General features: G+C 52.8%; 13 protein-coding genes. 5 read left to right on the top strand and 8 right to left on the bottom strand.

Annotation, left to right across the window (positions count from 1 at the left end; genetic code table 11):
* Positions 1-84: 84 nt before the first annotated feature.
* From A8F97_RS17845 to ltnD, 6 genes are all read right to left on the bottom strand, one after another.
* On the bottom strand, positions 85-1764 hold the full coding sequence (locus tag A8F97_RS17845; protein WP_033072360.1) for a methyl-accepting chemotaxis protein: 1680 nt from the start codon (positions 1762-1764) through the stop codon (positions 85-87).
* 299 nt (positions 1765-2063) lie between these two features.
* Positions 2064-3422 (bottom strand): GntP family transporter, encoded by a 1359-nt coding sequence (locus A8F97_RS17840; RefSeq protein WP_033072359.1) that lies wholly within the window; start codon positions 3420-3422, stop codon positions 2064-2066.
* 192 nt (positions 3423-3614) lie between these two features.
* Positions 3615-4397, bottom strand: coding sequence for a 2-oxo-tetronate isomerase (gene otnI, locus A8F97_RS17835; RefSeq protein WP_014698424.1), 783 nt, complete (start codon positions 4395-4397; stop codon positions 3615-3617).
* A gap of 18 nt (positions 4398-4415) precedes the next feature.
* Positions 4416-5072 carry a 3-oxo-tetronate 4-phosphate decarboxylase gene (otnC, locus tag A8F97_RS17830; protein ID WP_033072358.1) on the bottom strand — a complete coding sequence of 219 codons (657 nt, stop codon included), beginning with the start codon at positions 5070-5072 and terminating at the stop codon, positions 4416-4418.
* Positions 5069-6343: a 3-oxo-tetronate kinase gene (gene otnK / locus A8F97_RS17825; protein ID WP_033072357.1), complete on the bottom strand. Its 1275-nt coding sequence runs from the start codon at positions 6341-6343 to the stop codon at positions 5069-5071. The genes otnC and otnK overlap by 4 nt, the downstream gene beginning before the upstream one ends.
* Entirely contained in the window at positions 6340-7254 is a 915-nt protein-coding gene (gene ltnD / locus A8F97_RS17820) for an L-threonate dehydrogenase (protein WP_033072356.1), read from the bottom strand. Before ltnD ends, otnK begins: the two co-directional genes overlap by 4 nt.
* A gap of 337 nt (positions 7255-7591) precedes the next feature.
* Here ltnD and ygbI point away from each other — a divergent pair, with 337 nt between their 5' ends.
* Positions 7592-8353, top strand: coding sequence for a DNA-binding transcriptional repressor YgbI (gene ygbI, locus A8F97_RS17815; protein WP_014698428.1), 762 nt, complete (start codon positions 7592-7594; stop codon positions 8351-8353).
* A gap of 213 nt (positions 8354-8566) precedes the next feature.
* Entirely contained in the window at positions 8567-8845 is a 279-nt protein-coding gene (locus tag A8F97_RS17810) for a type II toxin-antitoxin system TacA family antitoxin (RefSeq protein ID WP_012821961.1), read from the top strand.
* Between the two features lie 75 nt (positions 8846-8920).
* On the opposite strand, the gene A8F97_RS17805 is transcribed toward A8F97_RS17810, so the two are convergent.
* Both A8F97_RS17805 and A8F97_RS17800 read right to left on the bottom strand, forming a co-directional pair.
* Positions 8921-9214, bottom strand: a complete 294-nt coding sequence (locus tag A8F97_RS17805) for a type II toxin-antitoxin system RelE/ParE family toxin (protein WP_012772866.1) — start codon at positions 9212-9214, stop codon at positions 8921-8923.
* The gene (locus A8F97_RS17800) at positions 9207-9449 is read right to left on the bottom strand and encodes a type II toxin-antitoxin system ParD family antitoxin (RefSeq protein ID WP_012772867.1); all 243 of its coding nucleotides are present in this window, start codon (positions 9447-9449) and stop codon (positions 9207-9209) included. The genes A8F97_RS17805 and A8F97_RS17800 overlap by 8 nt, the downstream gene beginning before the upstream one ends.
* 196 nt (positions 9450-9645) lie before the next feature.
* Here A8F97_RS17800 and ugpB point away from each other — a divergent pair, with 196 nt between their 5' ends.
* The 3 genes from ugpB to ugpE all read left to right on the top strand — a co-directional run bounded on the left by ugpB (position 9646) and on the right by ugpE (position 12812).
* Positions 9646-10980, top strand: a complete 1335-nt coding sequence (gene ugpB / locus A8F97_RS17795) for a sn-glycerol-3-phosphate ABC transporter substrate-binding protein UgpB (RefSeq protein ID WP_012821963.1) — start codon at positions 9646-9648, stop codon at positions 10978-10980.
* A gap of 72 nt (positions 10981-11052) precedes the next feature.
* The gene (gene ugpA / locus A8F97_RS17790) at positions 11053-11940 is read left to right on the top strand and encodes a sn-glycerol-3-phosphate ABC transporter permease UgpA (protein ID WP_033072355.1); all 888 of its coding nucleotides are present in this window, start codon (positions 11053-11055) and stop codon (positions 11938-11940) included.
* A 26-nt stretch (positions 11941-11966) separates the two neighbouring features.
* Positions 11967-12812 (top strand): sn-glycerol-3-phosphate ABC transporter permease UgpE, encoded by an 846-nt coding sequence (ugpE, locus tag A8F97_RS17785; protein ID WP_014698433.1) that lies wholly within the window; start codon positions 11967-11969, stop codon positions 12810-12812.
* Positions 12813-13009 lie beyond the last annotated feature (197 nt).

Here is a 13009-nt window from a genome sequence, read left to right as displayed (position 1 = left end):
GATGAGGAAAAACGGCAAATGCTGTGTGTGGCGGGAGGTGAAAGAATATAAGCAGGGGGATGCGTGGCATCCCCCTGTGGGTAATTAGAACTGTTCCCAGTTTTGACTGTGGTTTCCTGTACCGCTTTTATGGTTCGTTAGGGAAAGCTTTGCGCTTGAGGGTCTTTTTAACGCGGGCGCAATGCGCTGCGACGTTCCGCCGTCAACGATGAAGACTTTCATCAGCTCTACCAGATGGGCTGCCTGATCGCTCAGGCTATCGGCAGCAGACGCGGATTGCTCAACGAGCGCGGCGTTCTGTTGCGTCACCTGATCGAGTTGGTTAACGGCATCATGAATCTGTGAGACGCCGGACTCTTGTTCCTGCGTGGTGACGCCAATTTCGCCGATCAGATCGGCAACGTGTCGAGCCTGACGCACTAATTCTTCGATCGTCGTTCCCGCATTGCTGACCAGAACAGAACCCGTCTCGACTTTCTCGACGCTGTGGTCGATCAACGCTTTAATCTCTTTGGCGGCGGTGGCGGAGCGCTGTGCCAGCGAGCGCACTTCGCCCGCCACCACGGCAAAACCACGGCCTTGCTCACCCGCTCGTGCAGCCTCTACTGCGGCATTGAGCGCCAGAATATTAGTCTGGAAGGCGATGCTGTCAATGACGCTGATGATGTCACCAATTTTGTGTGAGCTGTTGGTGATTTCTTGCATGGTAACAACAATATTGCTGACGGCTTCACCGCCTTTAGCGGCAGTGTTGCTGGCGGCCTGCGCCAGTTGAGCGGCGTTACGTACCGTATCCGAATTCTGGTGTACCGTTTGGCTCATCTCTTCCATTGAGGCGGCGGTTTGTTGCAGGTTGGCCGCCTGTTCTTCCGTGCGCTGGCTGAGATCGGTGCTGCCTGCGGCGATCTGGCTGGCGCCGGTTGCGATAGATTCACTGCTCTCACGCACTTGTTCAACGATACTGCTCAGGCTTTTACGCATACCATCCATTGCTGCTAGCACGCTGCGATCGTCTCCAGAGCGGAGATTGATCGCGACAGCCAGATTTCCCTGCGCAACCGCTTGGGCGATCTGTGCGGCGTAAGTCACTTCGCCACCCAGCAGGTTCTTTATCGTGCGGGTGATCAGAATGGAGATAAAAATCCCGATGAATACTGAGAACGCAGCAAACAGCAGCAGCATATTTCCATCATCCTTGGCTTTATTCATAGCGTTGGTCGTCATTTTCATCGTTTGCTCTTTCTGCAACGCAGTCAGCCCGTCCAGAGCCGCGAAAACGGACGCCTGTGCGGGTGGCATTTCATTGACCATGACTAATGTTGCCTGCACTTTTTCTTCGGGCACCCCGGAGAGGCTTAATGCAATGGCCTTATTCACCGCTTGCAGATAAACCGGCCGTGCCTGTGTGAGTTGTTCCAGCAGATCACGAGCCTCCGGTTCGGCAAGCTGTTTATAGACTTTCGCCAGCGCTTCATTATTTCGGGTAATCTGCTGATCAAACAGGCGTTTTTCTTCCTGTATACGGGCGTTGTCTTGTGAGAGACCGATATTACGGACTACACGGGCGACAACCTCAAAACCACTTTTGGTGTCCTGAATGAGAAGCAGGTTGGTCAGATTTTTTTCAGAGAGTGATTCAATATCCTTACCCAGATTAGCGAGGTGTACGCGACCCAGAACGGCGACCATCAGACCGATGATAATGACAGAGGCGAAGCCAGAACCCAGCATGGTGCCAAGCTTCATTTTTGCTAAAAAATTCATAGTGTTCCTTTATTATTCTTCATCGATTGATACAGGCTTAGCCTCATGGATTGGGCTGCTATCTACGATAGGTCAGGAATAGGACGTATTTCTGATGACATGCACTGTTGATGACATAGTGTATGTATTATGCAGACTTGCCTGGCAGGAGAGCACGCTGTCCCTTGCCATGAGCACATTATAAAGGCAGCACATGGATAGGCAGATGTGGAATATAAGAGTAAAACGGGCGTATTTTTTGGCATAACGAGGAAAACCGCTGAATATCGGCGGTTTTCCGTAGTGAAACGTTGAAAAGCTTACATGACCAGCCAAAGCGCCCAGGTAAAGAGGAACCCGGCCAGCCCGAGAAGAGTGGTTAACACCGTCCAGGTACGCAGGCCATCGGCGACGGATAGCCCCAGATATTTGGTGACGATCCAGAAACCGGAGTCATTAACGTGCGACAGGCCCAGCCCACCAAAGCAGGCAGAGAGCGTCACCAGCACCAACTGCATCTGGTTCAGGCTGCTGACGGCTTCGCTCAGCAGGCCACAGGTGGTGAGAATGGCGACGGTGGCAGAACCTTGTGAGGCACGCAGCGCCAACGACAGAATAAATGCGGCAGGCACCAGCGGCAGATGAATGCTGGTCAGCGTATCCGCCAGCGCTTTACCGATGCCTGACTCCACCAGCACCTTGCCGAACACACCACCGGCACCGGTCACCATAATGACCATCGCTGCGGCAGGCATGGCATCGCCCATGACACCGCTGGCCTTTTCCAACGACCAACCGCGACGCAGAGCGATCAGCCAGAACGCTAATGCCAGTGCAATCAGCAGCGCCACAGCGGGAGATCCAACCAGTGACATCACGTTACGCACGGGATGTCCGGCTGGCAAAATGGTTGCAGACACGGTGCCGAGCATAATGATGGCGATAGGTATGGCGATCAGCGCGGCGATCAGCCCAGCCGAGGGGGCAGAGACGGGTGCCGTATCCGGTGTGCTGTCTTCCGGCTTCGCCAACTGTAGCTGCTCCAGTACCTCGACGGAAAGCGCATATTTGCGGCGGTTCATGGCTTTGGCTGCCCAGTAGCTGATGATGCCGACTGGAATCGACACCAGCAGGCCGATGATGGTCAGCCAACCGATATCCGCATTCAACAGGCCAGCCGCGGCGACTGGGCCAGGGTGGGGCGGCAGTGCAACGTGTACCGTCAGCATCACGCCTGCGACGGGCAAACCGAATTTAATCGGGGAAACTTTAGCGACTTTCGCAAAGCCGTAAATAATCGGGGCGAGAATAATAAAGCCGACATCGAAAAAGACCGGAATACCAAGAATAAAGGCGGCAATGGTTAATGCGGCCACCATTAATCCCGGTCCCATTAATTGGGCAAAGCGGTGTGCCAGGGATTCCGCGCCGCCGGACACTTCGATCATCCTGCCGAGCATGGCTCCGAGGCCGATAATAATTGCCACCGAACCGAGAATACCGCCCATGCCGGAGGTAATCACTTTCATCACCTCAGCAGTAGGAATACCGGTTGCTAAGGCAACAAGTAAACTGACAACCAGCAGGGCGACAAAGGGCTGAATTTTAAATTTAATGACCATCAGCAGCAGGAGTAATACCCCGGCGATAGCGATGCAGAGTAAGAGCGAGGTGGCCATGTTCTTATCCTCATTGACCCATTATTTTCAATTCAGAGGCTGAAAAGGTGTTGGGTTATTGTTTTATTTGAAGAAAAGGATGACCTGATTCCCACATTAAAATAATGCGGGAACCTGACCTTTTCTCGTATTTTATCAAGGTGTCTCTGGTGTTTGCTTTTTTATAAAATAGTAATGCATTGCCGCGATGGTTTATTTTTCCAGCCAGGGTTTAACCCATCCCAGCCCGTCTTCCGTTTTGCCTCGTGGGTTATATTCACAGCCAATCCAGCCGGAATAATTCACGCGATCCAATTCGGCAAAGATAAACGGGTAATTAATTTCCCCCTCATCGGGTTCATGCCGTGCAGGAACAGAGGCAATTTGAATATGTCCGATACGGCCATCCAAATCGTGGATAATTTGCGTCAGGTTGCCATCGACAATCTGCGCGTGGAAGAAATCCAACTGGATATAGACGTTCGGCCGGTCGATCAGATTAGCTAATTCCAGCGCCTGATATTGACTGGCGAACAGATAATTCGGTTTCACCTTCGCGCTCAGTGCCTCAATCATGATATTGATACCGTGCGGCGCAAACTTATCGGCGGCGTAGCGCAGGTTATCGATAAAGGTTTGCTGATAGGCTGCACGGTCTTCACCGGGTGGAACGACGCCCCCCATTACCAGCACCGAAGGACAATTCAGCGCCAGTGCATATTCCAGAGCGTTATCAATATCCCGGTGCGCATCTTCAACACGGTCGGGCAGGGCAGACACGCCCCACTCGCCTGCGGCGATATTGCCGGGCGCGGTATTGAACAACACTTGCTCCAAGCCATTTTCCCGCAGCTTTTCCGCCAGCAGCGATGCCGGATATTCATAAGGAAACAGGTACTCGACCGAAGTGAAACCCGCATCGGCAGCGGCTTTAAAGCGATCGAGAAACGGCACGTCGGTAAACAGCATAGAAAGATTGGCAGCAAACTTAGGCATGGTTAACTCCTCGGCTCATCAAGAGAGCTCGGCAATATCGTCAGCGGTGAGGTAGCGAATTTTTCGGTCACCGAGAATAAAAATCAGCTTGGCGGTTTCTTCCAGCTCTTCCATGTTGTCCGCCGCCGCTCGCAGATCCTTACCGGTGACGACCGGGCCGTGGTTAGCCAATAAAAACGCTTTATAACGCGAGGCCAGCTTTGCCAGATCTTCACCGAGTCGCGCGTCGCCGGGGCGGTAATAAGGGACGACGGGTACTTTACCGACGCGCATCACCACGTAAGGCGTGAACGGCTTGATGGCGTCCTGTGTATCCAACCCTTCCAGACACGAGAGCGCCGTCAGGTAGGTGCTGTGCAGGTGAACGATCGCTTTGCATTCGGGGTCGTTACGGTAAATCGACAGATGGAAGCTGACCTCTTTCGAGGGTTTATCGCCGGAAATCCACTCACCGCTCAGACTGACTTTGGACAGCCGCTCGGCATCCAATTCACCGAGGCAGGAGCCGGTTGGCGTTGCCAGTAGCGTGCTGTCATCCAGTAACAGCGAGAGATTGCCAGCCGAACCAGTGGCGTAGCCACGCTGGAAAAAGGATGCGCCCAGCTTGACCATGTCCGCGCGTGCGCGCTGCTCGCTGTTCAGCACTGCTTCAGTGCTGTGGTGTTTTTCACTCATGCGGCAAACTCCTTTTGGGCGCGGGCAAAAAAGTCTTCATCACCGAAGTTGCCGGATTTCAACGCCAGCGAAAGCGGATGATTGGTAGAACGTACCCACGGCACGCCGGGAGAAATAGACGGCCCGATATGGAACGCGTGAATACCCAGCGTTTGCACCACGATGCTGGAGGTTTCCCCACCCGCGATAATGAAACGCTGAAAGCCATCCTGCTGAAGCTGATGAGCGACAGCGGCAAACAGTTGTTCTACTGCCTGGCTACTGGCTTCCGCCCCCCAGCGCTGCTGAATCTGCGCCAGTTCGTCGGGTGACGAGGTGGCATACAGCAACGGCGCGAGCGCGTCGTCACGATGTGCTTTTACCCAGTCAGCCAACTCCTGCACATAGGCTTTCTGAGCGTCATCGCTTGCTAAGCAGCGGGCGACGTCAATGGCACGACCCGCCGCCTGTTTCAGGTAGTGAGCGACCTGCTTGTTGGTCATCACTGAGCAGGAGCCGGATAGCACAACGCCTGCACCGGATTGTGGTTTCCCCGCCTCGGTGGCGGAACCGGTTTGTGTCGCGGACTCCGCCCACTGGCGTGCCAGACCAATCGCCAGACCGGAGCCGCCGGTGACCAGCTTCATGTCGCGCAGCGCCTCGCCCTGCGTCAGCAGGTGCTGCTCGTTCAGCGTATCCAGCACCACATAGCGCATACCCTGTTCTTTCAACTGCGCCAGCCGCTGTTTGACGGCCTCTGCACCCTGATCCATCACGGCATACGGCACCAGTCCACAGCGCCCGGTTGCCTGCTGCTCCATCACGCGCATCAGGTTGCTGTCTGTCATTGGCGTGACCGGATGGTGGCGCATTCCAGACTCGGACAGCAATTGATCCATCACGAATAAATGCCCCTGATAAACGGTTCTTCCGTTCACCGGCAGCGCTGGAGAGATGATGGTTTGCGTTTCGCTAAGCTGATCTAACAGCGCATCGATTACCGGACCGATGTTGCCTTTCGTGGTGCTGTCGAAGGTAGAGCAATATTTAAAGTAGAACTGCTGGCAGCCCTGCTGTTGCAGCCACGCCAGCGCCTTAAGTGAATCCGCCACGGCCTGTTCCGCCGGGCAGGAACGCGACTTCAGGCTAATCACCACGGCCTGCGTGTCGACCTTAAAATCGGACGGCGGTACACCGTTGAGTTGCACGGTCGGCAGCCCGTTGTTGACCAGAAAGCTGGCGATATCTGTGGCACCGGTAAAATCGTCGGCAATCACACCTAGCTTGATCATGGTGCCTCCTTCTTTTCCGGCAGCGTAATGCCGTTAAAAATTTTGATGACCGCACTGTCGTCTTCTTTACCGAACCCAGCGTTGCTGGCGGCGGTAAACATGTTGAATGCGGTGGAGGCCAGCGGCAGCGGGAAATGGAGTGATTTGGCCGTGTCGGTGACCAATCCCAGATCTTTGACGAAGATATCAACGGCTGATTTTGGCGTGTAGTCGCCATCGACAACGTGGCGCATGCGGTTTTCAAACATCCAGGAATTTCCAGCGGCATTGGTCACCACGTCATACATGATATCCAGTGGGATATCGGCACGGGCGGCCAGCGCCATCGCTTCTGCGCCGGCAGCAATGTGTACGCCTGCCAACAACTGGTGGATAATTTTAACCGTTGCACCCAGTCCGATGTCTTCACCGATGCGATAGACCTTTCCCGCTACGGCATCGAGTACCGGCTTCAGCTTCTCAAACGCCAGATCGGAACCCGATGCCATCACCGTCATATCGCCTGCGGCGGCTTTCGCTGCACCGCCGGATACCGGTGCATCCAGCATGATGAGTTGATGTTCGGCCAGACGCTGCTCGATATTTTTGGCATCCTGCGCGGAGATCGTGGAAGACACCATGACCACAGTGCCGGGCTTGAGCTTAGCGGCGACCTGCGGTTCACCGAATAGAATCCCGTTCACCTGCGCGGCGTTCACCAGCAGCAGCACGACGGCATCCAGCTTGTCAGCGAAGGCATCAATACGTGTGTCGGTCTGCGCCGCACCTGCCTGACGTAACCGCTCCAGTGCCTGCGCGTTGATATCGACACCGTATGTTGTCAGGCCCGCGTTGATACAGGACGCCGCAGCGCCAAAGCCCATGGAACCCAGACCGATAACGGCGACAGCATAATCAGAAGTCTTTTTCATCGTGGTTGCCTTGTTAAAATTAGTGATTTTTTGTTCTCTGGTGTTAAATATAAGGACTACCAGAACAAATTATGGTGATTTTTATCACATAAATTAACATTGAGATCGTGATGATTCAGTGTAGCGGAACATCATTTGATATGTGATCTTGTTTATTTTGTATATTTATCAATTTCTTATGTTTATTTTGGTATGATGAAATGATGAAGGCTGTTATGTCTGACGTGGCTTGTAGCGTGAATTTATGGTAATTATCGTCATTAAATGGGGTGTTTCTCACAATCTTTACCAAACCGATTTTATCTGATTAGCATTGATCAAACAGGGAAAGGACAGCGTGATTCCAGTAGAACGTCATCAACAGATTCTGGCGCTGATTGCCGAGCGCGGCGCAGTAAGTATTAACGAACTGATCGAGCGGCTGGGCGTGTCACATATGACGGTGCGGCGCGATGTGCAAAAACTGGAGCAGGACGGCCTGCTGCTGAGCGTCTCCGGCGGTGTGCGTTCGCCTGAACGGCTAGCCATTGAGCCATCGCATCAGGATAAATCGGTGATGTTCAGCCAGCAGAAAGCGGCGATGGGTAAACTGGCGGCGCAGCACATTCCGTTGAATAGCTGCATTTATCTGGATGCGGGCACGACCACGCTATCGCTGGCACGCGAGCTGGCAGAACGCGACGATCTTCTGATTGTCACCAACGATTTTGCGATTGCCGCTTTCCTGATTGAATCCAGCCAGTGCCGCATGATCCACACCGGCGGCACGCTGTGTCGGGAAAACCGTTCCTGCGTTGGGGAAGCCGTGGCGCAGGCGCTGCGCAACCTGTTTATCGACATCGCGTTTATCTCTGCCTCGTCATGGAGCCTGCGCGGGTTGTCCACGCCCAACGAAGACAAAGTGGTGGTGAAACGTGCGGCGGTGGAAGCCAGCAGAAAACGCGTACTGCTGTGTGACACTTCAAAATATGGCCGCATCGCCACCCATCTCGCCACGCCGCTTAGCGTATTCGACAGCATCATCACAGACGCTGGTCTACCGGCTGCTGCTAAAGAAGCCTTGGGTAAAATGGGAGTTGAAGTGCTCATGGCGGGGTGAGGGTGTTGTTTATGCGAATGTTTTAGATATATGAAAAGAAGAATGAGCATACTGTTAAGTATCTCGATCCTAAAACCGTTATCGTTGATGTCATTTGAAAATAGCCCTGAATACAGCAGCAAGCGCGTTTGAATGTATGGTGATGTTCCGGTGTGTAGCATTTTTGTACACGTCATGTAGGGTTGTATAGAGATTCACTACACAGGCATGATGATGAAACCTGAAACTAAAGAAGCGCCAATCAATATTCGAGCCAAAGCCTCCCAACGGGATTTGCTCGATATGGCTGCAAACCTTGTGTCAAAATCACGTACCGACTTTATGCTTGAAGCAGCCTGCCGCGAGGCGCAGGACATCTTGTTGGATCAACGTTTGTTTATTCTGGACAACGAACAGTTTGATGGATTGTTGGCCGAGTTGGATGCGCCTATCACCGCAGAGCGTCATGCCCGCATTAACGATCTTATGTGTCGTCAATCGCCATGGGAATAACAGCACCAGAGCCATTACTGATAATTGTTCTTGGTGGCATGCTATTGATTGAATACATCCTTATTTAGCCACTTTTTAAATATCAAAAAAGTGGCACATAGGTTCCATTTGCTGATGCAGGATTCGGATGATAAGAAGATCTTCTTCTCGTATGCGGTAGAAAATAGCGTGTTGCCTATGATCGAATCGGCGCACACCTTGGCTAATTTCAGGGTACTCTTGGCCTATATAAGGGGATTCTGCTAGCAGAATCAGCGTATTCTCTAGCGACTCTGTATAATTGTCAGCCTGACTGATGCCGTAGTTGATCAATGTGTACTCAAAGATGCCTGCGAAATCTTCTGCTGCAAGATTAGAGAGTTTATACATTCCGTTCGCGCTTCTTTTTTGCCGCAATTTCACGCAGCGTCAACGAACTTTCTCCACTTTGCTCCCCTGCATAAATCGCTTTTTTCAGAGCCTCTGTTTTGGATTCTTGTTGTTCAAGAAGACGAAGCGCTGACCTGATGACTTCACTGGTAGAACTATAGCGACCGCTATCTATTAATTTGGAGACAAAATCATCCAGTTGTTCGCCGATCGTAATACTTGTCGTTCTAGGCATAAAAACCTCCTGTGTTATCTATTAACACAGATGGTAGCACAGAACAGCCTACTTAGTAGCCAATAAGAAGACCTCCTTCCTCTGTCACTTTTCCGTCATCTTCCAGTTATTTTTCTGTCATGCACCCGTGTCATGTTTACCTTCGCATAAAAAACGCCGTGATGATGGCGAACTTAATCGATTGCAGGAGACAGGCATGTTCAACAACACAACTCGTAAAACACATGCTATTCGCACCGCTGCGGCGTGTGTGGCATTCGCGCTGATGAGCGCGAGTGCGCAGGCCGCGACAGAAATTCCTTTCTGGCACTCTATGGAAGGCGAGTTAGGGAAAGAAGTGAATTCTCTGGTTGACCGTTTTAACCAAGCACACAGCGATGTAAAAATTGTACCGGTCTACAAAGGCAACTACGAACAGAACCTGGCTGCTGGGATTGCGGCCTACCGCGCGGGGAATGCACCCGCCATTTTGCAGGTCTATGAAGTCGGTACCGCCACCATGATGGCAAGTAAAGCCATCAAGCCTGTCTTTGAAGTGTTCAAAGACGCTGGCATTAATTTCGATGAGTCGGTGTTTGTGCCGACCGTCTCCGGTTATTACACCGATGCGAAGAGCGGCCGCCTGCTGTCGCAGCCGTTTAACAGCTCGACCCCCGTGCTGTACTACAACAAAGATGCCTTCAAGAAAGCCGGTTTAGATCCAGAACAGCCGCCGAAAACCTGGCAACAGATGGCTGACTACACCGCCAAATTGCGCGCAGCCGGGATGAAATGTGGATACGCTAGCGGCTGGCAGGGCTGGATTCAGATTGAAAACTTCAGTGCCTGGAACGGTCTACCCGTTGCGACCAAGAATAACGGCTTTGACGGCACCGATGCGGTATTGGAATTCAATAAGCCTACGCAGGTCAAACACATCCAGCTATTGCAGGACATGAACAAGAAGGGTGATTTCACCTACTTCGGGCGCAAGGATGAGTCGACCGAGAAATTCTACAACGGTGACTGCGCTATCACGACCGCGTCTTCTGGGTCATTAGCGGATATCCGCCAGCACGCCAAATTCAACTATGGTGTCGGTATGATGCCGTATGACGCCGATGCGAAAGGCGCACCGCAGAACGCCATTATCGGTGGGGCCAGCCTGTGGGTGATGGGCGGTAAAGATGCCGCGACCTATAAAGGTGTCGCTGAATTCATGCAGTTCCTGGCTGAACCGGAAAATGCCGCTGAATGGCACCAGAAAACCGGCTACCTGCCGATCACCAAAGCGGCGTATGAGCTGACGCAGAAGCAGGGTTTCTACGAGAAAAACCCCGGCGCGGATATTGCTACGCGTCAGATGCTGAACAAGCCACCGTTGTCGTTCACCAAAGGTCTGCGTTTGGGCAACATGCCGCAAATTCGTACCGTCGTGGATGAAGAATTAGAAAGCGTATGGACAGGTAAGAAGACGTCACAGCAGGCGCTGGATAGTGCGGTAGAACGCGGTAACGCGCTGCTGCGCCGCTTCGAGCAGTCAACGAAGTAATACGCTGTTGTTGAGTAATACCGGGCCGAAGGGAATCGGCCTGTTTCTTTTCTGTTTGCAATGAGTTACCGCATGACATCATCCCGCCCCGTTTTTCGCAGCAGTTGGTTGCCCTATGTGCTGGTGTTGCCCCAACTGCTGATTACCGTGATTTTCTTTATCTGGCCGGCTGGTCAGGCGCTGTGGTATTCGGTGCAGAATCTGGACCCGTTTGGGTTATCCAGTGAATTCGTCGGCATGGAAAACTTCAGGCAACTGTTCACTAACCCTTACTACCTTGATTCGTTTTATACCACGCTGATATTCAGCTTTCTGGTGGCTGGGTTTGGCATGCTGATTTCACTCTTTCTGGCCGCGCTGGTGGATTATGTCATTCGTGCCAGCCGCCTGTATCAGACGCTGATCATCCTGCCCTATGCCGTGGCACCTGCCGTCGCCGCCATACTGTGGATGTTTCTGTTTAACCCCGGACTAGGGCTGATTACCCATTTTCTCGGGCTGCTGGGCTATACGTGGAACCACGCGCAGAACAGCGGGCAGGCGATGTTTTTAGTCGTACTGGCATCAGTCTGGAAACAGATTAGTTATAACTTTCTGTTCTTCCTTGCTGCGCTGCAATCGATCCCCCGTTCGCTGGTGGAAGCGGGCGCGATTGATGGCGCAGGACCGGTGCGGCGGTTCTTCAATCTGGTGCTGCCGATGATCTCGCCGGTGAGCTTCTTCCTGCTGGTCGTCAATCTGGTGTATGCCTTTTTCGATACTTTCCCGATTATCGATGCCGCGACGGGCGGTGGACCGGTACAGTCGACGACTACGCTGATCTACAAGATTTATCGTGAGGGCTTCGCAGGGCTGGATCTGTCCAGTTCGGCGGCGCAGTCGGTGATACTGATGCTGCTGGTGATCGGGTTGACCGTTATTCAGTTCCGTTTTGTGGAACGGAAGGTGAATTATCAATGAAGGTGAATCTATGAAGGTCGATGGCAATGATTGAGAATCGTCGCGGGTTAGATATTTTCAGCCACGTCATGCTGATCGTCGGCATCCTCGCCGTACTGTTTCCGTTGTACGTGGGGTTTGTCGCTGCCACGCTGGATAATCAGGAAGTCTTTCAGGCGCCGATGACGCTCATCCCCGGTTCTCACCTGTGGGAAAACCTGCGTTATATCTGGCTGCACGGTGCGGGCAACAACACCACGCCGTTTGGGCTGATGCTGCTTAACAGCTTCGTGATGGCGCTGGCGATTACGGTAGGAAAAATCACCGTATCGATCCTGTCCGCTTACGCCATCGTCTATTTTCGTTTTCCGCTGCGTAACTTGTTCTTCTGGATGATTTTTCTGACGCTGATGCTGCCGGTGGAAGTGCGTATTTTCCCGACGGTGGAAGTGATCGCACGGCTGGACATGATGGACAGCTACACCGGTTTAACGCTGCCGCTGATGGCGTCGGCGACTGCAACGTTCCTATTCCGTCAGTTCTTTATGACGCTGCCGGATGAACTGATGGAAGCCGCGCGTATCGATGGTGCCAGCCCGATGCGCTTCTTTTTCGACATGGTGCTGCCGCTGTCGAAAACCAATTTGGCTGCGCTGTTTGTGATCACGTTCATCTATGGCTGGAACCAGTACCTGTGGCCGCTGCTGATTATCAGCGATGCCAATTTGGGCACCGCTGTCGCTGGGATTAAAAGCATGATTGCCTCCGGCGATGGCGCGACCCAGTGGAATCAGGTGATGGCCGCAATGCTGCTGACCATGCTGCCACCGTTGCTGGTGGTGCTACTGATGCAGCGTTGGTTCGTTCGCGGTCTGGTCGACAGCGAAAAATAAATAGGTCACACCGTTGGTAAACCTCTTCATAGAATGAGAACGGTGATAATGGGATAGAAGAGTAAAGCGTTTGCGCCATGGATGGCGCAATCCGAGCGTACAGGGATGTATTCACAGCGTCTTTACGATCTACCCATTATCACCGCACCGCTCGTCAGGTTTAGCAGCGATTTATCGAGACGAATTTCGGAAACGCT

This window comes from Pectobacterium parmentieri, assembly GCF_001742145.1.
Lineage (GTDB): Bacteria > Pseudomonadota > Gammaproteobacteria > Enterobacterales > Enterobacteriaceae > Pectobacterium > Pectobacterium parmentieri.
Note: the sequence above shows the minus strand (reverse complement) of the source record. Positions and strands in the feature narration are given on the sequence as shown.